The organism is Variovorax sp. GW821-FHT10D07, assembly GCF_059415325.1.
The window spans coordinates 243,876-267,714 of the sequence record NZ_JBWKMZ010000004.1 but is presented as its reverse complement, the minus strand read 5'-3'; the positions used below and the strand labels follow the sequence as shown (position 1 = coordinate 267,714).

Below are 23,839 nucleotides of genomic sequence, written 5' to 3'. Positions count from 1 at the left end.
GCGCGTTCAGCCGCCGCGGAACTGCCCGCGCAGGAAGTTGCGGTGCCGCGCGATGTGCCCCATCTGCGCGGGCGCGATCGTGCCGCCCAGGTCGTTCTCGTCCGCGCCGTTGAGCACCGCGTTCGCATGCGCGAGCGCGCGCGCCACGATCTCCTCCTCGCTCACGCCGAGCTGCGCGCCCAGGTCCAGCGCCACGCGCCGCATCGCGCGCTGCGACAGCATCCACATCGCGCCGAAGCGGTCCCACGCGAGCGCGGACTCGCCGGCCTTCTCGTGCTCGGCGAGGATGTCCTTGAGCGGCTTGGCGAGCAGCTCGTCCATGGCCTCGAGCCGCTCGCTCAGCGCGGCATTGCGCTCGGCCAGCTGCTCGGGCGTGGGCCCCGGCTCCGCCGCCTTGGGCGCGGGCGGCGGCGGTGGCACGAAGCCGGCCACGTGGACATCGGCGGGAACGATCTGGAGTTGGTCTTGCAGGCTCATGATTTCTTTCCGTGGCCGGTGTCTGTCGAGGAAGTCTTGCGGCTCGTCATCGCCGTCGCGCGCAGCCCGGGCAGGTCGAGCACGCGCAGGCCGCCGTATTCGACGCGGATCAGGCCCTGCGCCGACAGCCCGTTGAGCGCCTCGTTCACGCGCTGACGCGACAGGCCCACCAGATAGGCGAGCTCCTGCTGCGTGATGCGCAGGACCTCACCCACGCCCGGATAGAGCACCGGGTTGAACAGCGAGACCAGGTTGCGCGCCACGCGCGCGTCGGGGTTGTTGAGGCGGTCGATCTCGAGCGCGGCGATGAACTGGCCCAGGCGCTCGTTGAGCTGGTTCATCACGAAGCGGTTGAAGCCGATCGAATGGTCGAGCAGCCAGTGGAAGCTCTCGATCGGCAGGCCCGCGACGAGGCTGCGCCGCAGCGCCTGGATGTTGTAGCGGTAGGGCTCGCGCTTCATCACCGTGCCTTCGCCGAACCAGCCGCCGGGCGGCACGCCGGTGTAGGTGACCGAGCCGCCGTCGGCGTTGTCGTTGCTCATCTTGAGCAGGCCCTCGACCACGCCGAACCAGTAGGTGGGCGAGCGCCCCACGCGGCACACCAGGTCGCCGACCTCGGCCTCGCCGACCACCAGCGCGGCCTCGGCGCGGCGGCGCTCGGGCGCGGTGAGCGTGAGCAGCCAGGGGATGCCGTCGAGCTCGGCGGCATTGGGCGGACGCACGCGGTCCTTGATCGAACTGCCCGCGGCGAGGGGGAGGTTGAGCGAGGGGCTGCCGGTCGGCATCGGGAAACTCCGGGGAGTAGTGTCCCTAGGATTGTCGTTGGAACGACAACTGGACGTCAAAGTGCGGCCCTACGATCCGCGCACCGTGCAAACAAACGCCCTCACCTTTCCCCGCCTGCTGCTTGCGCATGCGCAAGCGCAGCCCGAGTCGCCCGCGGTGCGGGAGAAGGACCTCGGCATCTGGCAGACCTGGACCTGGCGCGCCGTGGCGCAGGAAGTGCGCGAGATCGCGTGCGGCCTCGCGAGCCTGGGCTTCCAATCCTTCGACAACCTCGCGATCGTCGGCGCCAACCGGCCGCACCTGTACATGGCGGTGGTCGCGGCGCAGAGCCTGCGCGGCGTGCCGGTGCCGCTGTACCAGGACGCGGTGGCCAACGAGATGGTGTTCATGCTCGACGACGCGGCCATCGACTTCGTGGTGGTCGAGGACCAGGAGCAGGTCGACAAGCTGCTCGAATGCCGCGACCTGCAGGCCGAGCGCGTGGCGCGCGGCGAGGGCCGCCAGGGCATCCGCCATATCATCTACGACGACCCGAAGGGCCTGCGCCACTACGACCAGCCCGGGCTGATCGGCTACGAGCAGCTGCGCGAGCTCGGCCGCGCCTACGACCAGGCGCATCCCGGCGTGTTCGACGCCGCGGTGGCCAGCGGCGAGGCCACCGACGTGGGCGTGATCCTCTACACCTCGGGCACCACCGGCCGCCCCAAGGGCGTGTGCCAGACGCATGCGAGCTTCATCGCGGCGGGCCGCGGCGGCGTGGAAACCGACAGGCTCGGCCCCGGCGACAACATCATGAGCTACCTGCCGATGGCCTGGGTCGGCGACCACCTGTTCTCGGTGGCGCAATGGCTGGTGGGCGGCTTCACGCTCAACTGCCCCGAGTCGGCCGCCACGGTGATGAACGACATGCGCGAGATCGGCCCGAGCTACTACTTCGGCCCGCCGCGCACCTTCGAGGGCCTGCTCACCGCGGTGTCGATCCGCATGGAGGACGCGGCGGCTCCGAAGCGCTGGCTCTATGCGAAGTTCATGGCGCTCGCGCAGCGCGTGGGCGCCGACATCCTCAACGGCCAGCCCGTGGGCGCCGGCGACCGGCTGCTGTACGGCCTGGGCAACCTGCTGGTCTACGGCCCGCTGCGCAACGTGCTGGGCATGAGCCGCATCCGCGTGGCCTACACCGCGGGCGCGGCGATCGGGCCCGACCTGTTCCGCTTCTACCGCTCGATCGGCGTCAACCTCAAGCAGTTCTACGGCCAGACCGAGACCTGCGCCTATGTCTGCCTGCAGCAGGACGGCAAGGTCAAGCTGCAGACCGTGGGCACGGCCGCGCCGGGCATCGAACTCAAGATCGCCGACGACGGCGAGGTGCTGGTGCGCGGCGTCTCGGTGCTCAAGGAGTACTACAAGCGCCCCGACGCCACGGCCGAGGTGCTCGATGCGAACGGCTACTTCCACACCGGCGACGCCGGCGTGCTCGACAGCGAGGGCCACCTGCGCATCATCGACCGCGCCAAGGACGTGGGCCGGCTCGCGGGCGGTGCGATGTTCGCGCCCAACTACATCGAGAACAAGCTCAAGTTCTTCCCGCAGATCAAGGAAGCCGTGTGCTTCGGCCATGCGCGCGACGAGGTCAGCGCCTTCGTCAACATCGACTTCGAGGCCGTGGGCAACTGGGCCGAGCGCCGCGGCCTGGCCTATGGCGGCTACGTCGACCTGGCCGGCAAGCCCGAGGTGCTGGCGCTGATCGCCGAGTGCCTCGGCAAGGTCAACGCTGACCTGGCGGCGGAAGCCGGCATGGGCGAGACGCAGATCGCGCGCTTCCTGGTGCTGCACAAGGAGCTCGACCCCGACGACGACGAGCTGACCCGCACGCGCAAGGTGCGTCGCGGCTTCATCGCCGAGAAATACGCGGTGCTGGTCGAGGCGCTGTACGGCGGCAAGACCGAGCAGTTCATCGAGACCCAGGTGAAGTTCGAGGACGGCCGCACCGGCGCGGTGAGCGCGACCCTGAAGATCGTCGAGGCGAAGCGCTTCCCCGGCATGGCAAAGGCGGCCTGACATGGCAAGAAAAACCGGCGACGTCATCCTGGACGTGCAGAACATCTCCCTGAGCTTCGGCGGCGTGAAGGCGCTGACGGACATCAGCTTCAACGTGCGCGAGCACGAGGTGCGGGCCATCATCGGCCCCAACGGCGCGGGCAAGAGCTCGATGCTCAACTGCATCAACGGCGTGTACTGGCCCCAGCAGGGCTCGATCACCTTCCGCGGCCAGACCTTCAAGCACATGAACTCGCGCCAGGTGGCCGAGATGGGCGTGGCGCGCACCTTCCAGAACCTCGCGCTGTTCAAGGGCATGAGCGTGCTCGACAACATCATGACGGGGCGCAACCTCAAGATGAAGAGCGGCCTGCTCGCGCAGGCGCTGCGCTGGGGCCCGGCCGAGCGCGAGGAGCTCAAGCAGCGCGAGTTCGTCGAGCACATCGTCGACTTCCTCGAGATCCAGGCGCACCGCAAGACGCCGGTGGGCCGCCTGCCCTACGGCCTGCAGAAGCGCGTGGACCTGGGCCGCGCGCTCGCGATGGAGCCGCAGGTGCTGCTGCTCGACGAGCCGATGGCCGGCATGAACGTGGAGGAGAAGCAGGACATGAGCCGCTTCATCCTCGACGTGAACGACGAGTTCGGCACCACCATCGTGCTGATCGAGCACGACATGGGCGTGGTGATGGACATCTCCGACCGCGTGGTGGTGCTCGACTACGGCAAGAAGATCGGCGACGGCACGCCCGACGAAGTGCGCAACAACGAAGACGTGATCCGGGCATACCTGGGCGTGGAGCATTGATATGGGCTTTTTTCTTGAGACCCTCTTCGGCGGCCTGATGGTCGGCATGCTCTATTCGCTGATAGCGATCGGCTTCGTGCTGATCTACAAGGCCTCGGGCGTGTTCAATTTCGCGCAGGGCGCGATGGTGCTGTTCGCGGCGCTCGCGATGGCGCGATTCGCCGAATGGATCCCGCAGTGGCTGGGCTTCCAGAGCCTGATCCTCGCGAACATCCTGGCCTTCATCGCGGCGATGGCGATCATGGTGGTGGTGGCCTGGCTGATCGAGCGGCTCGCGCTCAGCAAGCTCGTGAACCAGGAAGGCATCACGCTGCTGATGGCCACGCTGGGCATCGCCTACTTCCTCGACGGCCTGGGCCAGACGCTGTTCGGCAACGACATCTACAAGATCGACGTGGGCATGCCGAAGGAACCGCTGATGGTGCTCGAGAGCACCTTCCAGGGCGGCCTGCTGCTGAGCCAGGAGGACCTGATCGCGGCGCTGGTGGCGGCGGCACTGGTGGTGGTGCTCGCGATCTTCTTCCAGAAGACCGCCACCGGCCGCGCGCTGCGCGCCGTGGCCGACGACCACCAGGCGGCGCAGTCGATCGGCATTCCGCTCAACCGCATCTGGGTGATCGTGTGGTCGGTGGCCGGCTTCTCGGCGCTGGTGGCCGGGATCATCTGGGGCTCCAAGCTCGGCGTGCAGTTCTCGCTCTCGCTGGTGGCGCTCAAGGCACTGCCGGTGGTGATCCTCGGCGGCCTGACCTCGATCCCGGGCGCGATCATCGGCGGCCTTTTGATCGGCGTGGGCGAGAAGCTCTCGGAGATCTACCTCGGGCCGATGCTCGGCGGCGGCATCGAGATCTGGTTCGCCTATGTGCTGGCGCTCGTGTTCCTGCTGGTGCGGCCGCAGGGGTTGTTCGGCGAGAAGATCATCGATCGGGTCTGAAAGATGTTTTACAGAGAAAACGGCCAGTTCAAGTCGACCTACCGCGCCGACCAGCAGATCTTCCCGATCCTGCAGGACCGCGTGGCGATCCTCGCGCTGCTCGCGGTGGCCTTCATCGCGGTGCCGCTGGGCGTGTCGGACTACTGGATGCGCGCCATCCTCACGCCCTTCCTGATCCTGTCGCTCGCGGCCATCGGCCTCAACGTGCTGGTGGGCTACTGCGGCCAGATCTCGCTGGGCACCGGCGCCTTCATGGCGGTGGGCGCCTACGCGGCCTACAACTTCCACGTGCGCATCGACGGCATGCCGCTGATCGCCTCGCTGCTGCTGGGCGGCCTGTGCGCCACGGTGATCGGCGTGCTGTTCGGCATCCCGAGCCTGCGCATCAAGGGGCTCTACCTCGCGGTGGCCACGCTGGCGGCGCAGTTCTTCACCGACTGGGCCTTCCTGCGCATCCAGTGGTTCACCAACAACTCGTCGTCGGGTTCGGTCAGCGTGGCGGGCCTCAACGTGTTCGGCATCCCGATCGAATCGCCGGTGCAGAAGTACCTGTTCTGCCTCGCGCTGGTGGTGATCTTCGCGCTGCTCGCGAAGAACCTGGTGCGCAGCGCGATCGGCCGCGAATGGATGGCGATGCGCGACATGGACGTGGCGGCCGCGGTGATCGGCATCCGCCCGGTCTACGCCAAGCTCACGGCCTTCGCGGTCAGCAGCTTCATCGTCGGCGTGGCCGGCGCGCTGTGGGGCTTCGTGCACCTGGGGGCCTGGGAGCCTGCGGCCTTCAGCATCGACCGCTCGTTCCAGCTGCTGTTCATGGTGATCATCGGCGGCCTCGGCTCGATCATGGGCTGCTTCTTCGGCGCCGCCTTCATCGTGCTGCTGCCGCTGCTGCTGAACCAGCTGCCGGGCTGGCTGGGCTTCTCGATCTCGACCGCCCTGGCCTCGCACCTCGAATACATGATCTTCGGCGCGCTCATCGTGTTCTTCCTGATCGTGGAACCGCACGGCCTCGCGCGGCTGTGGTCCACGGCCAAGGAGAAGCTGCGGCTGTGGCCCTTCCCCCATTGAGCTTTTCAAGCGTTTTTTCGGCGTTGACAACCCGGCACCGCGGTGCCCCCAAAAAGGAGACAGGCATGAAACTGAAATCGCTCGCTCTGACCGCCGCCCTGGTGGCCGGCACCCTCGGCACCGCGCTGGCGCCCTCGCTCGCACAGGCACAGGCCAAGGAGCAGTTCTTCCCGCTGCTGGTCTATCGCACCGGCCCCTATGCACCCAACGGCACGCCCTGGGCCAACGGCAAGCAGGACTACCTGAAGCTGGTGAATGCGCAAGGCGGCATCAACGGCGTGAAGATCTCGTATGAAGAGTGCGAGACCGGCTACGCCACCGACAAGGGCGTGGAATGCTACGAGCGCCTCAAGGGCCGCCCGGGCGTCGCGCTGTTCGACCCGCAGGCCACCGGCATCACCTTCGCGCTGACCGACAAGGTGCTGACCGACAAGATCCCGCTGATCACGCTGGGCTACGGCCTCGCGGCCTCGCAGGACGGCGGCGTTTTCAAGTGGAACTTCCCGCTGATGGGCAGCTACTGGACCGCGGCCGACATCCTGATCCAGCACATCGGCAAGAAGGAAGGCGGCCTCGACAAGCTCAAGGGCAAGAAGATCGCGCTGGTCTATCACGACTCGCCGTTCGGCAAGGAACCGATCCCGCTGCTGCAGGAGCGCGCGAAGCAGAACGGCTTCGAGCTCTCGCTGATCCCCGTGACCGCGCCCGGCGTCGAGCAGAAGTCGGCCTGGCTGCAGGTGCGCCAGCAGCGGCCCGACTACGTGCTGCTGTGGGGCTGGGGCGTGATGAACTCCACCGCGCTCAAGGAAGCCGTGGCCACGGGCTACCCGCGCGAGAAGATGTACGGCGTGTGGTGGGCCGGCGCCGAGCCCGACGTGAAGGACGTGGGCGCGAATGCCAAGGGCTACAACGCGCTGGCGCTCAACACCTCGGGCACGCAGCCCAAGGTGATCCAGGACATCCTCAAGCAGGTGCACGAGAAGGGCCAGGGCACGGGTCCGAAGGACGAGGTGGGCTCGGTCCTCTACACGCGCGGCGTGATCATCCAGATGCTGTCGGTCGAGGCCGTGCGCCGCGCGCAGGAGCGCTTCGGCAAGGGCAAGGTCATGACCGGCGACCAGGTGCGCTGGGGCTTCGAGAACCTCGCGCTCGACCAGAAGAAGCTCGACGCGCTGGGCTTCTCGGGCGTGATGCGTCCGGTGAGCACCTCGTGCCAGGACCACATGGGCTCGACCTGGGCCCGTGTCCACACCTGGGACGGCGCGCAGTGGGGCGGCATGTCGGACTGGTACCAGGCCGACGAGCAGATCATCAAGCCGATGGCGAAGGCCGCAGCCGACAAGTACGCGACCGAGAAGAAGCTCACGCGCCGCGACGCGGCTGACTGCCAGAGCTGACGCTCTGGCAGGTGCCAGGGACTGACGGCACCCTCCCCCTACCCCCTCCCGCCGAGCGGAAGGGGGCCTGCCTCCCCTGCACGGGAAGGCGGCATCCGCAAAGGCATCGCTTCGTATGTCTTTGCGGATGTCCGAAAGAACACCATGAGCCAACCCAACATCCTTCTCGACGTCAACGGCATCGAGGTCATCTACAACCACGTGATCCTGGTGCTCAAGGGCGTGTCGCTGAGCGTGCCCGAGGGCGGGATCGTGGCGCTGCTGGGCGGCAACGGCGCGGGCAAGACGACGACGCTGCGCGCGGTGAGCAACCTGCTGGCGGGCGAGCGCGGCGCGGTCACCAAGGGCACGATCGAATTGCGCGGCGAGCGCATCGAGGCGCTGTCGCCGGCCGAGCTGGTCAAGCGCGGGCTGATCCAGGTGATGGAAGGCCGTCACTGCTTCGCGCACCTGACCATCGAAGAGAACCTGATGACGGGCGCCTACACGCGCACCGATGGCAAGGCCGCGGTGCAGCAGACGCTCGAGAAGGTCTATGCCTACTTCCCGCGCCTGAAGACGCGGCGCACCTCGCAGGCGGCCTACACCTCGGGCGGCGAGCAGCAGATGTGCGCGATCGGCCGCGCGCTGATGGCCAACCCGACGATGGTGCTGCTCGACGAGCCCTCGATGGGCCTGGCGCCGCAGATCGTGGAGGAGGTGTTCGAGATCGTGAAGGACCTCAACACCAAGGAACGCGTGACCTTCCTGCTGGCCGAGCAGAACACCAACATGGCGCTGCGCTACGCCGACTACGGCTACATCCTCGAGAACGGCCGCATCGTGATGGACGGCGCGGCGCAGAGCCTGCGCGAGAACGAGGACGTGAAGGAGTTCTACCTCGGCGTGGGGGGGGCGGATCGCAAGAGCTTCCGGGATGTGAAGAGCTACAAGCGGCGCAAGAGGTGGCTGGCTTGATGCTCTTTCCTGCCGTCTGTGCTGTCCCTGCCGTCTACGGGTGGGGGTGGGGACGGGCTCGCGCCGACGGGGTACTCCCCTCCGCGAATGTCCCCCGCCCTTCGGGCTCCTCCTTTATTTCGCTGCGGGGAGTACCCCATCGACGCGAGCCTGGGCACGACCGTCGAACCGGCCGCACCACCCGAGCGTTTCTCGTGCACAGGGTATCGGGTGCTTCCCGCAGCGAAATAAAGGAGGAGGCCGAAGGCCGGGGGACATTCGCGGAGGGAAGTACCCGATGCCCTGTGCACGCGCCCCTGACGTCCCTCCCGAAACAAGCCAGCGGAAAAACGAACTGAACAGATGAAGGGTACGGACATGACCGACCACTACGACGCACTAGAGATCCGCGACCCTGCCGAACGCGAACGCGACCTGCTGGCCGCGCTGCCCCGACAGATCACCCAGGCCCAGACCGCCGCGCCCGCCCTCTCGAAGATCCTCGACGGCATCCAGGCCGCCGACGTCACCACGCGCGAGGCCCTCGCGAAGCTGCCGGTCACGCGCAAGTCGGAACTGCTCGAGCTGCAGAAGCAAGGCCGCGAGAACGATCCCTTCGGTGGCTTCTCGGCCATTGCGCGCGGCACCCGCATGCCGCGCATATTCGCGAGCCCCGGCACCATCTACGAACCCGAGGGCGAGGCGCGCGACTACTGGCGCACCGCGCGCGCGCTGCATGCCGCGGGCTTTCGAAGCGGCGAGCTGATCCACAACAGCTTCAGCTATCACATGACACCGGCCGGCTCCATCATGGAGAGCGGCGCGCGCGCCGTCGGTTGTACCGTGTTCGCGGGCGGCACCGGCCAGACCGAACAGCAGCTCGAGGCCATGGTCGACCTCAAGCCCGAAGGGTATGCCGGCACCCCGAGTTTTCTCAAGATCCTGCTCGAGAAGGCCGAGGAGAAGGGCCAGAAGCTGCCCTGGCTCACCAAGGCCCTGGTCTCGGGCGAGGCCTTTCCGCCGAGCCTGCACGACTGGATCGCCGCGCGCGGCGTGAAGGGCACCCAGTGCTACGCCACCGCCGACCTCGGCCTCATCGCCTACGAGACCAGCGCGCGCGAAGGCCTGGTGCTCGACGAGGGCGTGCTGGTCGAGATCGTGCGTCCTGGCACCGGCGACCCCGTGCCCGACGGCGAGGTCGGCGAGATCGTCGTGACCACCTTCAACCCCGACTATCCGCTGGTGCGCTTCGGCACCGGCGACCTCTCGGCCGTGCTCGCGGGCACCTGCCCCACGGGTCGCACCAACAAGCGCATCAAGGGCTGGCTCGGCCGCGCCGACCAGACCACCAAGGTGCGCGGCATGTTCGTGCATCCCTCGCAGGTGGCCGAGATCGCGCGGCGCTTTCCCGAGATCCAGCGCGCGCGGCTCGTCGTGTCGGGCGAGATGGGCGACGACCAGATGAACTTCCGGCTCGAATGCGCGGGCGCGCCCGAGGGCCTGGTGGTGCGCATCGCCGAGGCCGTGCGCGAAGTGACCAAGTTGCGCGGCACCATCGAGCTGGTAGCCCCCGGCAGCCTGCCGAACGACGGCAAGGTGATCGAGGACGCGCGCAGCTACAAGTAGCGCCGGTACAGCCGGCGCGTCATGGCACGCGCCAGCAGCACCGTCAGCACCGCGTAGAGCGCGATCAGCACGGCCATGAAGCCGGCCATCGCGCCGATGCCCTGCAGCGCCTTGATGGCGCCCACCGCGAGCGCGAACCACAGGAACGCGAAGACGATGCAGCCGAGCTGCACCAGCACGAAGCTCAGCACCGCGGCCGACACCGCACGGAACGGGCGCACCGGCCACAGGCCCGGCCGCGTGCCCAGCCAGCCGCCCCAGACCGCGAGCGCGCAGACCACGACCGGCGGCAGGGCCCAGGTCAGCAGCAGCGCCCAGGGCCCGCCATCCTGCGAGGCACCGGCCCAGCGCGCCACGGCGAGCGCGCTCCAGACCTGCAGCGACGCGAACAGCGCGCCCACCAGCAGCGCCACCGCCGCGCGCGGCGAGGCACCGGCCGGCACCGTCGAGACTTCATCGGGCGCGCGCGCATCGAGCGCCTCGGCCGTTGCGGAACGGCTGCGGCGCAGCGCGAAGCGGGCCGCGAGCCAGAGGCCCAGCACCAGCACCGCAAGTTGCACCAGCGACTGCAGCAGCGCCGCCAGCCCCAGGCTCAGGCGCGGCATGGCCTCGGCATAGCGCCCGCCCGGCATGAACATCAGCTGCAGCTCGTAGAACAGCGGCGTGAGCGCGAGGTGGTTGAGCACCAGCACCAGCAGCCAGGCACCGCCGAAACGCAGCCGCGCGCCGCCCGACAGCGCCACCCGCGGCACGCCCAGCCGTTCGAGCGCCTGGCGGCCATGGCTCCAGGCCAGGCCGCCGATCAAGGCCCACGACATCGCCGTGCTCGCGACCAGCAGGATCCACACGCCGGCCTGCGCATAGGCGCGGCGGATCTGCGCCGCATCGTCGGTGGTCGGCAGCAGCAGCATCGACAGGTTGAGCACCAGCAGCACGGCATCGAGGCCGACCGCGATCAGCGCGAAGTCGCGCGGCAGGCGCAGCGCGCGGGCATGGGCGGGGTCGGCGGTCGTCATCGGTCGGTACGTCGTGTCGCTGGAAATGGCAGTCGACACGAGCGTATCGGAGGACGGCGGGACCGCCGTGTAGGCTCAGTGCGCGAGTGCGGGCTCCCGCGCGGCGGGTTCGGGGCCCACGTAGACCGACTGCGGCCGGATCAGCCGCCCCTTCTTCACCTGTTCGCGCGCATGCGCGAGCCAGCCCGCGGTGCGGCCGGCCGCGAACACGCAGGTGAAGCTCTCGCGGCCGAAGCCCAGCGCCTCGAGCAGCAGCGCCGTGTAGAACTCGACGTTGGTCTCGAGCGGCCGATCGGGCTTCTTCTCGCGCAGGATCGCGAGCGCGGCCTGCTCCGCGGCCTCGGCCAGCGCGAAGCGCGCGGCATCGACCCCGCCCTCGGCGCTGAGCCGCTTCAGCGCGGCCTTGAGCGCATCGGCGCGCGGATCGCGCACGCGGTAGATGCGATGGCCGAAGCCCATCAGGCGCTGGCCCTCGTCCACGGCCGCCTCGAGCCAGGCGCGCGCGCGATCCGCGCTGCCGATGGCGTCGAGCGCATCGAGCACCGGCCCGGGCGCGCCGCCATGCAGCGGCCCCTTGAGCGCGCTGATGCCCGCGAGCACCGCCGAGGCCAGGCCCGCGCCCGTGGAGGCCACCACGCGCGCCGCGAAGGTCGAGGCATTGAGGCCGTGGTCGCAGACGGTGACGAGGTAGGTGTCGAGCGCCGCCGCCTGCGCGGCCGTGGGCGCGCGGCCATGCAGCATGCGCAGCATGTCGGCCGCGTGGCCCAGGCCTTCGTCGGGCGCGAGCGCCGGCACGCCGAGCCGCCAGCGCATCACCGCGCCGGTGTAGACCGCCGGGCCCGCGAGCAGGCGCAGCGCGGTCGCGAGGTCGTCGCCGTCGGGCAGCCGCGCGAGCAGCGCGCGCACGGCCTCGATCGCCGGCAGCCGGCGCAGCTGCGCTTCGTCGCCGGGCTGCAGCCGTTCGAAGGCCTCGCGCCGCGCGCGCCCCAGCGCGACGCGCAGGCTGGCGGCATCGGGCGCGCGTTCGAAGAAGCCCTCGAACAGCGCGGCCGCCACGTCCTCGAACTGCCAGCGGCGCGCGATCTCGTCGAGCGTGTGGCCGCGGATCACCAGCCGGCCCGCCGCGCCATCCACTTCCGACAGCACGGTGTGCGCCGCCACCACGCCTTCGAGTCCATCGTCGTTCATCGTTTCATGCTCCATCTGTGTTCACGATGCGGACGATTCTGGCGCCGCTAACATTGACGTCAATCTTGATCCATTCCATCAACATGACCCGCTCCTCGCCCTGGCTTCCCGCCGCCGAAGCGCTCGCCCTGATGCAGGTGCGGCCCCAGACGCTCTATGCCGGCGTGAGCCGCGGCCGCATCCGCGCCAAGCCCGATGCCGCCGACCCGCGGCGCAGCCTCTACCACCGCGACGACGTGCAGCGGCTCGCGGCGCGCGCGCAGGGGCGGCGCAGCAGCGAGGCGGTGGCGAGCGAGGCGATTCAGTGGGGCGAGCCGGTGCTGCCCTCGGCCGTGTCGACCGTGGCCGGCGGGCGGCTCTGGTACCGCGGGCAGGACGCCTGCGCGCTGTCGATCGAGGCCACGCTCGAGGACGTCGCGGGCCTGCTGTGGGAATGCGCGCCGCCGCGCCTGTCTTCGGATGAGGCCGAAGCGCGCGACGGCATGCCGCCGCTGCAGGCAGGCCTGCGCGCGCTCGCGCTGCGCGCGGCGATCGACCCGCCCTCGCGCGGCCGCTCGCCGCAGGCCTTGCGCGCCGAGGCCGCCGAGGTGGTGGGCACGCTGGCCGATGCGCTGATCGGCAAGGTGCCCGCAAGCGCCGCCGCGCAGCCGCTGCATGCGCGCCTCGCCGCGGCCTGGCGCCGGCCGCGCGCCGCTGCGCAACTGCGCCGTGCGCTGGTGCTGCTGGCCGACCACGAGCTCAATGCCTCGACTTTCGCGGCGCGCGTGACAGCCTCCACCGGTGCCTCGCTCGCGGCCTGCCTGCTGACCGGCCTTGCAACGCTGACCGGCCCGCTGCATGGCGGCGCGGCGCGCGCGGTGCAAGCGCTGGTGCGGCAAGCCGAGCAATCGAGCGCCGACACGGCCGCGCGCGAGTGGCTCGCGCACGACCGGCCGCTCGCGGCCTTCGGCCATCCGCTCTATCCGGCCGGCGACGTGCGCTGTGCCGCGCTGCTTGAGGAACTCGAACTACCACCGGCCTTCGCGGACCTGCGCGAGGCCGGCGAGCGCCTCGTGGGCGAGCCCGTCAACATCGACTTCGCGCTGGCCGCGCTCGCGGCCGTACACAAGCTGCCGGCCGATGCGCCACTGGTGCTGTTCGCGCTCGCGCGCAGCGTGGGCTGGACCGCGCACGTGCTCGAGCAGGCGGCCACGGGGCACCTGATACGGCCGCGGGCGCGCTACACGGGGCCGGCCGTCGCGCAGGACTGAAGCGCGGACTCAGTGGTGCTGCAGCGCCGCCTCGTGCGCCAGCTCGAACAGCCGCACCATCTCGCGGTTGAAGGCCGGCAGGTCGTCGGGCTTGCGGCTGGTCACGAGCTCATGGTCGACCACGACCTCCTGGTCGCTCCAGCGCGCGCCCGCGTTGCGCAGGTCGGCGCGCAGCGAGGGCCACGAGGTCATGCGCCGGTCCTTCACGCCGCCGGCATCGATCAGGGTCCAGGGCCCGTGGCAGATCGCCGCGATCGGCTTGCCGGCCTCGACGAAGGCGCGCACGAACGCGACCGCCTTCTCGTCGATGCGCAGGGCATCGGGATTGACGACGCCGCCGGGCAGCAGCAGCGCATCGAAGTCGCCGGGGTTCGCGGTCTTCAGCGGCACGTCGACCTCGAAGCTATCGGCCGGGTCGTGATGGTTCCAGCCGCGCACGCTGCCGTCGAGCGGCGAGACGACCTGCGTCTTCGCGCCCGCAGCCTCCAGCGCCTTGCGCGGCTCGGTCATCTCGACCTGCTCGAAGCCGTCCGACACGAGGATCGCGACCGTCATTCCGTCCAGTGAAGAGGTGGTGATGGTGGGCATGGTGAATCACTCCTTGGGTGGGTTTCTCGAGGCAATGAAACTTCACCCTAGGCCCGTGCCACGCATGCCGCATCGGCCGGCGCCGGCCGCCGTTGTCGGACAGTTCGACGGCCGGCAACCTCCGCTTACCAGTTCGTGGAGATTGCGCGTATCCGTTGAATGGATTGCTGGCGCGCCGCCGTCGACGCCCCTCGCGCTCACAGCGCAGGAATCACTTCAACGATTGCGTTCTCCGTTGGAACACGTTTCACGGCCCCGGATTCAGGGTCGTAGAGGATGAGCACCTTACTCAAGGCAAAGACAACACGCCCTTTGACTTGAAGGTCGCCTTCGGTGAAGGTAACGGATACGCATTGCACGCCAATTTCGGTGCTTCCTTGATCCGGCTTCGACTGCAACTCCAGGCGTCGGGCTCGATTTGCAAGGGAAACACATTTCTCCGGCGCGACGACGAAGTTGTCGATGTGCGTCTTGCCGGCAGACATTCCTACGATGGGAACAATCGTGAGCATCGCCGCGGCAACAAGGATCAGCACGACGCCGAGCAACATCACCAGTGGAGCGATCAGAATGCTGACCGGCATCCACCACGTCTTGTTGATGACGTATCGAACATCACTGACTTCCTGCTTCCGACTCTTCTGCTTCGTGGAACGTCTAGTGAAGATCTTTCTTTTGCGATAGAGATAGAGGACGACCAGCGCTATCAGCCAGCCCGTGAAAAGCATGCCCAATGCATATCTGGTTTCCCAGAGGGTTTTCTTATAGAAGGCGAAGGTCCCAAGAGCTTCGAATCCCTTGGTGACAACCTGCAAGATGACCCAACTCGAAAGATTCAACATATCCATCGTTGAATCGATCAATTGCGCTCTTGGCATTCCGAATCGAGCTTCCGTCGCCAGCGCAACGCCGTAGCCCAACAGTGAAAGAACCACACCTGCGAATGATGCAATCGCAAGAAAGCGCCCAATGAACGCAGAGAGGCCGATTTCCGAATCGTCACTCGCCTCTCTTCCTCGCGATTGCGCCTCCTCCTCTTGATTGCGCGTGACGCTAACTGCCTGCGCCACCCCTTTTTGCGAATCCACTCTGTTGTTCATCGATTGGCCCTCCCAAGCCTCGCATGTCCGCCCAAATCAGGCAGTTCTGCGAGTTTGCCAATCGACGACTCATCTGCAACCTATTCTTTGGCTACTTGTCCAATCCCGCGAGACAGACGTACTTGACCTCGAGGAAGTCGTCGAGCCCGTACTTCGAGCCCTCGCGCCCCAGCCCCGACTGCTTGACGCCGCCGAACGGCGCCTCGGCGGTCGACACCAGGCCGGTGTTGACGCCCACGATGCCCGACTCCAGCGACTCGGCCACGCGCATGATCCGGCCGATGTCGCGGCTGTAGAAGTACGCGGCGAGGCCGAACTCGGTGTCGTTGGCCGCGGCAACGGCCTCCTCCTCGGTGTCGAAGGCGAAGATCGGCGCCAGCGGGCCGAAGGTCTCCTCGCGCGCGAACAGCATGTCGGCGGTGGCGCCGCCGATCACGGTGGGTTCGTAGAACAGGCCGCCGAGCGCATGGCGCTTGCCGCCGGCCAGCACCTGGCCGCCCTTGGCCACGGCATCGGCCACATGCTCCTCGATCTTCTCGACCGCCTTGGCATCGATCAGCGGGCCCTGGTTGACGCCGGCCTCGGTACCGTCGCCGACCTTGAGCGCCTTGACCTTGGCCACCAGCTTCTGCGTGAAGGCCTCGAGCAAGCCGCGCTGCACGTAGAGGCGGTTGGCGCAGACGCAGGTCTGGCCGGTGTTGCGGTACTTCGAGACCATCGCGCCCTCGACGGCCGCGTCGATGTCGGCATCGTCGAACACGATGAAGGGCGCGTTGCCGCCGAGCTCGAGCGAGAGCTTCTTGATGGTGTCGGCCGACTGCTTCATCAGCGTGCGGCCGACCTCGGTGGAGCCGGTGAAGGTGAGCTTGCGCACGATCGGGCTGCGCGTCATCTCGCCGCCGATCTTGCTGGCCGAGCCGGTGAGCACCGACAGCAGGCCCGGGGGCACGCCCGCGCGCGCGGCCAGTTCGGCGAAGGCCAGCGCCGAATACGGCGTCTGCGTGGCGGGCTTGACCACCATCGCGCAACCCGCGGCCAGCGCCGGGCCGGCCTTGCGCGTGAGCATCGCGGCCGGGAAGTTCCAGGGCGTGATCGCGGCCGTCACGCCCACGGGCTGCTTGAGCGCGAGGATGCGGCGGTCGGCCTGCGGCGCGGGAATGGTGTCGCCGTAGACGCGGCGCGCCTCCTCGGCGAACCACTCGATGAACGAGGCGGCATAGGCGATCTCGCCGCGGCTCTCGGCCAGCGGCTTGCCCTGCTCGGTGGTCATGATCAGCGCGAGGTCGTCGACGTTGGCCAGCATCAGGTCGTTGAGCTTGCGCAGGATCGCCGAGCGCTCCTTGGCGGGCAGCCGGGCCCAGCCCTTCTGGGCCTTCTCGGCGGCCGCGATGGCGCGCTCGGTCTCGGCCGTGCCGCACATCGGCACGGTGCCGATGGTCTCGCCGTTGGCGGGGTTGGTCACGGCGACGGTGGTGCCGTCGTCGGCATCGATCCAGGCGCCGGCAACATAGGCCTGCTGGCGCAGCAGGGTCGGGTCTTTGAGTCGAAGGGCGGGCATCGGGCAGGGTCTCCGGGTCGTCGTTGCTGAAAGGGGAAACGACGAGGGGACCACGCCCGGGCCCGGGCCGCAAGCCGTGCGCGCCAAATCCGCGCGTGCGGCTCGGGTTTGGCGACGCCTACTTGCAGCTCGCGGGCAGCGCCTTCTCGGCCAGGCCCTCGCCCGCGCCGCAGGTCCAGCGCAGGCCGTTGCCCGAGGGCGCGGGCTCCATCAGCAGCGTGCCGCGCGCGGTCTGCACCTCGACCACCATGGTGTCGCTGTCGAGCCGCAGCGCGGTGCCGTCGGGCAGGGTCTCGGGCAGCCCCGCGGCCTCGAGGCTCTCGGGGATCTCCTCCTTCTCGCGGTAGTACTCGGCGAGCGCGAGGCGCACCGGCGCGCCCTGGGCCCAGGCCTGCGCGACCACCGCGCGCGACTGGTACTCCTGGTAGGCGGGCAGCGCCACCGCGGCCGCGATGCCGATCACGGCCACCGTCACCAGGATGCCGAGCGCGCCGCCGCCGGCGCGGCCCGCGTAGGGCACGAACAGGCCCAGCAGGTAGGCCGCGGGATTGCGCTCGGGCAGCCGCGCGGCCGGATCGATGGCGCGTGCCACGCGCTTGGTGAGCCAGGGGTAGCCGCCGACCACCTCGTGGAACGAGCCCCAGAAGCCGGCATTGGCGCGCGACTGCGCCGCATAGGCGTTCATGTCGACGTTGCGCCACTGGTGCGCACCGGCGGCCAGCGCGAGCAGCGCGCGCGGCGCGGAATCGAGCTGCTCGCAGCAGGCGGCGCCGTGCAGGTCGCAGGTGTATTCCTTGGCGCGCGCATAGGCCGCGCCCAGCAGCGGCAGCCACAGCACCGGCGCGCGCCAGAAGTGGCCCGTGAGGTGCTTGCGCCGGATGTGGCCGAGCTCGTGGCCGATGTAGAAGTTGATGCCGTCGGGCTGCGGCTCCATGGCGTCGACCACGTCCGACAGCAGGATCACGAAGTCGCGCCCGAGGAAGCGGGTGGCGAAGGCATTGAACATGCCGTCGCCGTGCAGCAGGTAGGCCTCGGGCGGCGTGGCGATGCCGAGCCTGGCGCAGCAGGCCTCGAAGCGCGCGTTGAGCTCGGGCAGCTGGGTCGGCGAGAGCTTCACGCCGGTGCCCTTGATCCAGGCGATCAGCGCCGAGTGCGCGAAGCAGTAGCCGATGAAGCCCATCAGCAGGTAGAGCAGCAGGATGCCGAAGGTGCCCACCAGCAGGGCCAGCCAGACCAGCAGGCCGAGCACGAGCGTGATCGCGCCGAGCGTGCGCTCGCGCGGATAGACCAGAGGATCCATGTGTGTTTTCCCTTCTTTTGTCGCGGCCCGGCGGGCCGCACCGTCGTTGCGGTATGCGCGCCCCCCATGGCGCGTCTCCCAGGGAAACATCATGCCCGAGCAGCGCGGCGCAACGATGGCGCCCCTCCTTCCGCAGGAGCCTCTGCCCGCATCGCCGTGTGGACTAGGGCTTGTGGGGATTCGTCAGGGCATGGTCAGCCTTTAAGATCGCGCCCGCTTTCAATTTCCCTTCATTCCTTTTTCCTCTTCCGGGGGTCCTCTCCATGAAAAAACTGCTAGCCCTGACGGCGATCGCCGCTGTTGCCATCGGCGCCCACGCCCAGGACTACCCGAGCGGCAAGCCCATCAGCATCGTGGTGCCCTTCGCCGCCGGCGGCCCCACCGACCGCGTCGCGCGCGACCTGGCCGAGGCGCTGCGCAAGCCGCTCGGCGGCGCCAGCGTGGTGATCGACAACGTGCCCGGCGCCGGCAGCTCGATCGGCGCGGCCAAGGTGGCGCGCGCGGCACCGGACGGCTACACGCTGCTGCTCAACCACATCGCGATGTCGACCATCCCGACGCTGGTGCGCAACGTGCCGTTCAAGGTCGAGAGCGACTTCGAGTACCTGGGCATCATCAACGACGTGCCGATGACGCTGATCGCCAAGCCCAGCCTGCCGGCCAACAACTACAAGGAACTGACCGACTGGATCGGCGCCAACAAGGGCAAGATCAACCTCGGCAACGCGGGCGTGGGCTCGGCCTCGCACCTGTGCGGCCTGCTCTACCAGAGCGCGATGAAGACCGAGATGACGCCCGTGCCCTACAAGGGAACGGCGCCGGCCATCACCGACCTGATCGGCGGCCAGATCGACCTGCTGTGCGACCAGACCACCAACACCTCGCCGCAGATCGAGGGCAAGAAGGTCAAGGCCTATGCCGTGACCACGCCCAAGCGCCTGACGGTGCCGCTGCTCAAAGACCTGCCCACGCTGCAGGAGTCGGGCCTGAAGGACTTCCAGGTCACGATCTGGCACGGCCTCTACGCGCCCAAGGGCACGCCGGCACCGGTGCTGAAGAAGCTCAACGACGCGCTGAAGATCGCGCTCAAGGACCCCGACTTCCTCAAGAAGGAAGAAGCGCTGGGCGCCGTGGTGGCGGTCGACGGCCGCATCGAGCCCGACGGCCACAAGAAGTTCGTGCAGGCCGAGATCGCCAAGTGGAGCCCGATCATCAAGGCCGCGGGCGTGTACGCCGACTGATCGATCGCGTCGCTCGCATCAACGACGAAGCCGCCGGCCCTCGCGGGCCCGGCGGCTTTTTTCATGGGCCGCCGAGCGCGGCCCGGCCGGTTCACTTCGGTCGGATCGCGTCGGCCGTGCCCTGGATGAAGGCCTTGATGCTCTCGATGTCGTCGGCCGAAAGCTTGCCCGTGAAGTCGGGCATGCCGCGCGCCATCGCCGGGCCCTTGAGCACGAACTTGTCGAGGTTCTCGATGTACGCGGAATCGAGGTAGCCGAGGTTCGGGATGTTGCCGCCGCGGTCCACGCCCGGCACGCCGTGGCAGAAGACGCAGTTGCTGACGTAGAGCATGGTGCCGGCCTGGACCTTGGCCGGGTCGTACTTCACGCCCTGCACCAGCTTGCTCATGCGGTACTGCACGAAGTCCGGCATCTTGGCCGTGCCGCCGACCGCGAAGGTGTAGACGGTGCCCGGGCCCTGGCGCTCGGTGGCGCGCTGCGCGAGGCCGTAGACGCCGCCCCAGCCCACGGCCACCGACACGTACTGCTTGCCGTCGACCATGTAGGTGGCGGGCGCGGCGACCACGCCGGTGCCGGTGGGCGTCTCCCAGAGCTTGTCGCCGTTGCGCGCGTCGTAGGCCACGAGCCGGCCGTCGGCCGTGCCCTGGAACACCAGGTTGCCCGCGGTGGTCAGGGTGCCGCCGTTCCACGGCGAAGCGTAGTCCACGCCCCAGGCCTCCTTCTGCTTGACCGGATCCCAGGCCACGAGGCGGCCGAAGGGCTTGCTCGTGGGCGGCTCGACGTTGGCGAACTTGCCGGTGTTCCAGCCCAGCGCGGCATGCGGGCGGCCCGGCGCGTTCTGGTCGAACTTCCAGTCCTTGTCGTCCATCAGGTTCAGCGGCACGTGTTGCGCGGGCAGGTAGGCCAGGCCGGTCTGCGGATTGAAGGACATCGGATGCCAGTTGTGCGCGCCGAAGGGGCCGGGGATGCTGTCGCCGGGCTTCTCGTTCTGGCGCGCGGCGGCGATCTCGATCGGACGGCCGTTCTTGTCGAAGCCCGTGGCCCAGTTGACCTCGACGAAGTTCTTCGCCGAGATGAACTTGCCGTTGGTGCGGTCGATGACGAAGAAGAAGCCGTTCTTCGGCGCATGCAGCACCACCTTGCGCTGCTTGCCGTCGACCTTGATGTTGGCCAGGATCATCGGCTGCGTGGAGGTGTAGTCCCAGTTGTCGCCGGGCGTCTCCTGGTAGTGCCAGACGTACTTGCCGGTGTCCGGGTTGAGCGCGACCACCGAGCCCAGGTAGAGGTTGTCGCCGCCCTTGGGGCTGCGCGCCTTGTGGGCCCAGGGCGAGCCGTTGCCGGTGCCGATGTACATCAGGTTGAGCTCGGGATCGAAGGCCATCGAGTCCCACACGGTGCCGCCGCCGCCGGCCTCCCAGTACTTGCCGTCGGGGTCCCAGGTCCTGGCGGCGCGCGCCATGGCCTCGTTCTCGAAGGGCTTGGCCGGATCGCCGGGCACGGTGAACCAGCGCCACTTCTGTTCGCCGCTGGCCGCGTCGTAGGCCGTGATGTAGCCGCGCACGCCGTACTCGGCACCGCCGTTGCCGATGATCACCTTGCCCTTGAACACGCGCGGCGCGCCGGTGATGGTGTAGCTGCCCTTCTGGCCCTCGATGGTGTTCTTCTCCCAGAGCTTGCGGCCGCTGGCGGCATCGAGCGCGATCAGACGCCCGTCGTAGGCGCCCACGTAGACCTTGCCCTCGTACAACGCAACGCCTCGGTTCACCACGTCGCAGCAGCCCCTGAAGCCTTTGGACTTATCGACCTCGGGATCGAAGGTCCACAGCTTCTGGCCGGTGCGCGTGTCGATCGCATGCACCACGCTCCACGAGGCCGTGACGTACATGATGCCGTCGACCACCAGCGGCGTGGCCTCGACGCCGCGCGTGGACTGCAGGTCGTAGGACCAGACCAGGCCGAGCTGCTTCACGTTGCCCGCGTTCACCTGGTCGAGCTTGCTGAAGCGCGTCTCGGCGTAGTCCAGGCCGATGCTGGGCCAGTCGGGCGTCTGCTTCTGCGCCGCGTTGGCGCGGATGAAGCTGCCATTGACACGCTGGGCGGCCGCGGCGGCACGGTCCTGCGGCGAGGGCCCGCTGCCCTGCGCCGCGGCGATCGATGCGACCGCGAACAACCATGCGGCAGCCAGCGCCGGCAGCCCGGAGGAATTCCTTCTTCTCGTCATCGTGGGTCTCCTTGTGCCCAGAGAATCGTCCGAGCGGCGCATGCGTTCACCTTCGGGATTTCCCCGATCCGGTGCTGTTCCATTGCGGAACACATTCGATGCTGGTCCCCGGTCCCTCACGGAGGCGATGGCACATGACCCTCGACAGGCTGGGCACGGCGAACGCGCCGCGCCAACTCTTCGCCACCACGCCGGCGCAGCGCGTGGCGCTCGCGCGGCAGCAGTTCTTCGAGGAAGGCGTGCGGCCCTCGGGCCTCGTCGGCGAGGCGGTGCTGCAGTCGTGGATGCGCTGCAGCCGCACCCACAGCGACCGCCAGCGCATCGTGCCCTTCGACCCCGTGACGCCGAGCCGGCTGCACGCCACGCTGGCGCGCAACCGCGAGCTGCTCGAGGTGGCGCGCCAGGAACTCGCGAGCATGGAGCACTCGCTCGCGGGCACCGACTGCCGCGTGATCCTCACCGACCGCGACGGCGTGGTGGTGCACGTCACGCACGAGCCCGCGCCCGCGCACCAGCCGGTGCTGCGCAAGACCGCGCGCGTGGGCGTGAACATCTCCGAGCGCGTGGTGGGCACCACCGCGCCCGGCATCGTCGCGAGCACCGGGCTGGCCTGCACGGTCGACGGCGCCGAGCACTACTTCGACGTGCTGCGCGAGATGCAGTGCGCCGCGGCGCCGATCCGCGACGTCGACGGCCGGCTCGCGGGCGTGCTCGACCTCACGGTGGAGGCGCAGCGCTTCGGCTTCGACGCGGCCTCGATGGTCGCGGTCTATGCGACCACGATCGAGAACCGCCTGCTGCAGGCGCAGTCGCGCGAGCACCTGATCCTGCGCTTCCAGGCCAGCCCCACGTTGCTGGGCACGCCGCTCGAGGGGCTGGCGGGCATCGCGGCCGACGGCACCATCGCCTGGCTCAACGGCGCGGGCGCGCGGCTGATCGGCCACCTGCCCGAGCATGCCGACGAGCGCGGCGTCGAATGCCTGCTGGGCCACGACCTCGCGAGCCTGCTGCGGCTGGGCCGGCGCGAGTCGGCGCAGCCGCTGCGGCTGGCCAGCGGGCTCGGCGTGTGGGTGCAGGCGCAATTGCAGGGCGCGAACGGCATCGACTTCCGGCATGCGGTGGCGGTGCCGCAGCGTGTCGAGGTGCCGGCGCCGGCGCAGGAGCCGGTGCAGCAGATGCAGCAGGAGGACGCAACCGTGTTGCAGTCCGCCGATGCGCCGGCCGCGCCGCAGGCGGGCACGCTGCGCGAGCACAGCCGCAAGCTGATCGAGGAGACGCTGGCCGCGCACGGCGGCAACGTGTCGCAGGCGGCACGGCAGTTGCGCGTGTCGCGCGGCACGCTGTATCGGCGGCTGCGCAGTTGGGAACAGGGGAGCGACGAGGCGGGCGACGCCTAGCTCGTTCTCCTCACTCGCCCTCGCGGCCCGAGCCCGCCTCCACCGGCTGCGATTCGAGCAGCACGCAGATCGCGCGCACCTGCTGCTCGATGATCTTCGCCACCTCGGCGCGCCGCGCCGGCCCCATGCGGCTGGAGATCGCGGCCACGCTCACGGCCGCGATCGGGTTGTCGGGCGGAAAGGCGACGCCGATGGCGGCCGCGCCCGGCGTGGCCGCGCTGTCGAGGAAGGAGTGGCCCTGCGCGCGCGTCTGCGCGATGGCTTCGCGCAGGAAGCCCGGTGCGAAGGCGGCGCCGAACTTCGCATAGCGTGCCTCGTTGGAGGCGACGATCAGTTCGGCTTCGGCCTCGGGCAGCGCGCTGAGGATCGCGAGGCCGCCCGCGCCCACGCCCATCGGCCGGCGGATGCCGACGTCGAGCGTCAGCGCCTTGATCGGATAGGCACCGAGCGCGCGGCTGGTGCAGATCGATTCGGGGCCGCGCCGCTCGCTGAGGTAGACCGTGTCCTGCGTCAGTTCGGCGATGGTGCGCAGCGCCGGCTCGCAGAGCTCGCTCAGGTGGTAGCGCGGCTGGGCCAGCATGCCGAGCTCGTGCAGCAGCGGCCCCAGGTGGTACTTGCGCGTGAGCAGGTCGCGCACCAGCAGGCCCTCGACCTCGAGCCGCTGCAGCATGCGAAAGCAGGTCGACATCGGCAGGCCGCTGAGGCTCACCACGTCGGCGATGCGCATGCCGCGCCGCCCGCGCGAGGCCACCACGCGCAGCATGCCCACCACGCGCTCGATGCTCTGCGTGCCCGAGCGCGCGCCGGCGGCGGTCGTTGGCGAATCGGTCTTGGCAGGGGTTCGGCGTTTAGTTTCCACGATGCGGCAGTAATTCGGGTTGCTCCCCAATGGGGAGGAAGTTGGCTCGACTGTAATC

General features: G+C 69.0%; 20 protein-coding genes. 10 read left to right on the top strand and 10 right to left on the bottom strand.

Going from position 1 to position 23,839, the window contains the following annotated elements; translation table 11 throughout:
* Positions 1-6 precede the first annotated feature (6 nt).
* The gene (locus AC07PU_RS15655; RefSeq protein ID WP_495318636.1) at positions 7-477 is read right to left on the bottom strand and encodes a hypothetical protein; all 471 of its coding nucleotides are present in this window, start codon (positions 475-477) and stop codon (positions 7-9) included.
* Positions 474-1,262, bottom strand: coding sequence for a Crp/Fnr family transcriptional regulator (locus AC07PU_RS15650; protein ID WP_093344129.1), 789 nt, complete (start codon positions 1,260-1,262; stop codon positions 474-476). The genes AC07PU_RS15655 and AC07PU_RS15650 overlap by 4 nt, the downstream gene beginning before the upstream one ends.
* Before the next feature lie 85 nt (positions 1,263-1,347).
* Between AC07PU_RS15650 and AC07PU_RS15645 the strand changes: the two genes are divergently transcribed.
* The 7 genes from AC07PU_RS15645 (at position 1,348) to AC07PU_RS15615 (ending at position 10,063) form a co-directional block, all read left to right on the top strand.
* Positions 1,348-3,321, top strand: coding sequence for an AMP-dependent synthetase/ligase (locus AC07PU_RS15645; protein ID WP_093344192.1), 1,974 nt, complete (start codon positions 1,348-1,350; stop codon positions 3,319-3,321).
* Position 3,322: 1 nt separating this feature from the next.
* The gene (locus AC07PU_RS15640) at positions 3,323-4,105 is read left to right on the top strand and encodes an ABC transporter ATP-binding protein (protein WP_093344128.1); all 783 of its coding nucleotides are present in this window, start codon (positions 3,323-3,325) and stop codon (positions 4,103-4,105) included.
* A 1-nt stretch (position 4,106) separates the two neighbouring features.
* Positions 4,107-5,036, top strand: a complete 930-nt coding sequence (locus AC07PU_RS15635) for a branched-chain amino acid ABC transporter permease (RefSeq protein ID WP_093344126.1) — start codon at positions 4,107-4,109, stop codon at positions 5,034-5,036.
* Positions 5,037-5,039: 3 nt separating this feature from the next.
* On the top strand, positions 5,040-6,104 hold the full coding sequence (locus AC07PU_RS15630) for a branched-chain amino acid ABC transporter permease (RefSeq protein WP_057597141.1): 1,065 nt from the start codon (positions 5,040-5,042) through the stop codon (positions 6,102-6,104).
* Between the two features lie 65 nt (positions 6,105-6,169).
* Positions 6,170-7,501 carry an ABC transporter substrate-binding protein gene (locus tag AC07PU_RS15625; RefSeq protein WP_093344125.1) on the top strand — a complete coding sequence of 444 codons (1,332 nt, stop codon included), beginning with the start codon at positions 6,170-6,172 and terminating at the stop codon, positions 7,499-7,501.
* A gap of 144 nt (positions 7,502-7,645) precedes the next feature.
* Complete coding sequence (locus tag AC07PU_RS15620; RefSeq protein ID WP_093344123.1) at positions 7,646-8,458, top strand: ABC transporter ATP-binding protein; 813 nt, start codon at positions 7,646-7,648, stop codon at positions 8,456-8,458.
* 357 nt (positions 8,459-8,815) lie between these two features.
* Positions 8,816-10,063: a phenylacetate--CoA ligase family protein gene (locus AC07PU_RS15615; protein WP_431511084.1), complete on the top strand. Its 1,248-nt coding sequence runs from the start codon at positions 8,816-8,818 to the stop codon at positions 10,061-10,063.
* Here AC07PU_RS15615 and AC07PU_RS15610 read toward each other — a convergent pair.
* Positions 10,054-11,079, bottom strand: coding sequence for a hypothetical protein (locus tag AC07PU_RS15610; protein WP_495318632.1), 1,026 nt, complete (start codon positions 11,077-11,079; stop codon positions 10,054-10,056). The two genes, AC07PU_RS15615 and AC07PU_RS15610, sit on opposite strands and share 10 nt — an antisense overlap.
* 75 nt (positions 11,080-11,154) lie before the next feature.
* Positions 11,155-12,267: a citrate synthase/methylcitrate synthase gene (locus AC07PU_RS15605; RefSeq protein WP_495318630.1), complete on the bottom strand. Its 1,113-nt coding sequence runs from the start codon at positions 12,265-12,267 to the stop codon at positions 11,155-11,157.
* 83 nt (positions 12,268-12,350) lie between these two features.
* On the opposite strand from AC07PU_RS15605, the gene AC07PU_RS15600 reads away from it, so the two are divergent.
* Positions 12,351-13,517: a citrate synthase gene (locus tag AC07PU_RS15600; protein WP_495318628.1), complete on the top strand. Its 1,167-nt coding sequence runs from the start codon at positions 12,351-12,353 to the stop codon at positions 13,515-13,517.
* Positions 13,518-13,526: 9 nt separating this feature from the next.
* Here the strand turns inward: AC07PU_RS15600 and AC07PU_RS15595 are convergent, their stop codons facing one another.
* The 4 genes from AC07PU_RS15595 to AC07PU_RS15580 form a co-directional block, all read right to left on the bottom strand.
* On the bottom strand, positions 13,527-14,105 hold the full coding sequence (locus AC07PU_RS15595; RefSeq protein WP_495318626.1) for a type 1 glutamine amidotransferase domain-containing protein: 579 nt from the start codon (positions 14,103-14,105) through the stop codon (positions 13,527-13,529).
* 197 nt (positions 14,106-14,302) lie between these two features.
* The gene (locus tag AC07PU_RS15590) at positions 14,303-15,205 is read right to left on the bottom strand and encodes a hypothetical protein (protein WP_495318624.1); all 903 of its coding nucleotides are present in this window, start codon (positions 15,203-15,205) and stop codon (positions 14,303-14,305) included.
* Between the two features lie 91 nt (positions 15,206-15,296).
* Positions 15,297-16,763 carry an NAD-dependent succinate-semialdehyde dehydrogenase gene (locus AC07PU_RS15585; RefSeq protein ID WP_495318622.1) on the bottom strand — a complete coding sequence of 489 codons (1,467 nt, stop codon included), beginning with the start codon at positions 16,761-16,763 and terminating at the stop codon, positions 15,297-15,299.
* A gap of 118 nt (positions 16,764-16,881) precedes the next feature.
* On the bottom strand, positions 16,882-18,063 hold the full coding sequence (locus tag AC07PU_RS15580; RefSeq protein ID WP_495318620.1) for a M48 family metalloprotease: 1,182 nt from the start codon (positions 18,061-18,063) through the stop codon (positions 16,882-16,884).
* Between the two features lie 263 nt (positions 18,064-18,326).
* On the opposite strand from AC07PU_RS15580, the gene AC07PU_RS15575 reads away from it, so the two are divergent.
* On the top strand, positions 18,327-19,304 hold the full coding sequence (locus AC07PU_RS15575) for a tripartite tricarboxylate transporter substrate-binding protein (protein ID WP_495318618.1): 978 nt from the start codon (positions 18,327-18,329) through the stop codon (positions 19,302-19,304).
* A 91-nt stretch (positions 19,305-19,395) separates the two neighbouring features.
* Here the strand turns inward: AC07PU_RS15575 and AC07PU_RS15570 are convergent, their stop codons facing one another.
* A complete protein-coding gene (locus AC07PU_RS15570; RefSeq protein ID WP_495318616.1) occupies positions 19,396-21,525 on the bottom strand; it encodes a PQQ-dependent dehydrogenase, methanol/ethanol family in 2,130 nt (709 codons plus the stop codon).
* Between the two features lie 134 nt (positions 21,526-21,659).
* On the opposite strand from AC07PU_RS15570, the gene AC07PU_RS15565 reads away from it, so the two are divergent.
* The gene (locus AC07PU_RS15565) at positions 21,660-22,922 is read left to right on the top strand and encodes a helix-turn-helix domain-containing protein (protein ID WP_495318614.1); all 1,263 of its coding nucleotides are present in this window, start codon (positions 21,660-21,662) and stop codon (positions 22,920-22,922) included.
* Positions 22,923-22,932: 10 nt separating this feature from the next.
* On the opposite strand, the gene AC07PU_RS15560 is transcribed toward AC07PU_RS15565, so the two are convergent.
* Positions 22,933-23,781, bottom strand: a complete 849-nt coding sequence (locus AC07PU_RS15560) for an IclR family transcriptional regulator (protein ID WP_495318612.1) — start codon at positions 23,779-23,781, stop codon at positions 22,933-22,935.
* Positions 23,782-23,839 lie beyond the last annotated feature (58 nt).

Excerpts from the sequence above, each read along its gene's own strand:
- AC07PU_RS15655 (WP_495318636.1), bottom strand. The coding sequence starts at position 477 with ATGAGCCTGCAAGACCAACTCCAGATCGTTCCCGCCGATGTCCACGTG.
- AC07PU_RS15650 (WP_093344129.1), bottom strand. The coding sequence starts at position 1,262 with ATGCCGACCGGCAGCCCCTCGCTCAACCTCCCCCTCGCCGCGGGCAGT.
- AC07PU_RS15640 (WP_093344128.1), top strand. The coding sequence starts at position 3,323 with ATGGCAAGAAAAACCGGCGACGTCATCCTGGACGTGCAGAACATCTCC.
- AC07PU_RS15635 (WP_093344126.1), top strand. The coding sequence starts at position 4,107 with ATGGGCTTTTTTCTTGAGACCCTCTTCGGCGGCCTGATGGTCGGCATG.
- AC07PU_RS15630 (WP_057597141.1), top strand. The coding sequence starts at position 5,040 with ATGTTTTACAGAGAAAACGGCCAGTTCAAGTCGACCTACCGCGCCGAC.
- AC07PU_RS15625 (WP_093344125.1), top strand. The coding sequence starts at position 6,170 with ATGAAACTGAAATCGCTCGCTCTGACCGCCGCCCTGGTGGCCGGCACC.
- AC07PU_RS15620 (WP_093344123.1), top strand. The coding sequence starts at position 7,646 with ATGAGCCAACCCAACATCCTTCTCGACGTCAACGGCATCGAGGTCATC.
- AC07PU_RS15615 (WP_431511084.1), top strand. The coding sequence starts at position 8,816 with ATGACCGACCACTACGACGCACTAGAGATCCGCGACCCTGCCGAACGC.
- AC07PU_RS15610 (WP_495318632.1), bottom strand. The coding sequence starts at position 11,079 with ATGACGACCGCCGACCCCGCCCATGCCCGCGCGCTGCGCCTGCCGCGC.
- AC07PU_RS15605 (WP_495318630.1), bottom strand. The coding sequence starts at position 12,267 with ATGAACGACGATGGACTCGAAGGCGTGGTGGCGGCGCACACCGTGCTG.
- AC07PU_RS15600 (WP_495318628.1), top strand. The coding sequence starts at position 12,351 with ATGACCCGCTCCTCGCCCTGGCTTCCCGCCGCCGAAGCGCTCGCCCTG.
- AC07PU_RS15595 (WP_495318626.1), bottom strand. The coding sequence starts at position 14,105 with ATGCCCACCATCACCACCTCTTCACTGGACGGAATGACGGTCGCGATC.
- AC07PU_RS15590 (WP_495318624.1), bottom strand. The coding sequence starts at position 15,205 with ATGAACAACAGAGTGGATTCGCAAAAAGGGGTGGCGCAGGCAGTTAGC.
- AC07PU_RS15585 (WP_495318622.1), bottom strand. The coding sequence starts at position 16,763 with ATGCCCGCCCTTCGACTCAAAGACCCGACCCTGCTGCGCCAGCAGGCC.
- AC07PU_RS15580 (WP_495318620.1), bottom strand. The coding sequence starts at position 18,063 with ATGGATCCTCTGGTCTATCCGCGCGAGCGCACGCTCGGCGCGATCACG.
- AC07PU_RS15575 (WP_495318618.1), top strand. The coding sequence starts at position 18,327 with ATGAAAAAACTGCTAGCCCTGACGGCGATCGCCGCTGTTGCCATCGGC.
- AC07PU_RS15570 (WP_495318616.1), bottom strand. The coding sequence starts at position 21,525 with ATGACGAGAAGAAGGAATTCCTCCGGGCTGCCGGCGCTGGCTGCCGCA.
- AC07PU_RS15565 (WP_495318614.1), top strand. The coding sequence starts at position 21,660 with ATGACCCTCGACAGGCTGGGCACGGCGAACGCGCCGCGCCAACTCTTC.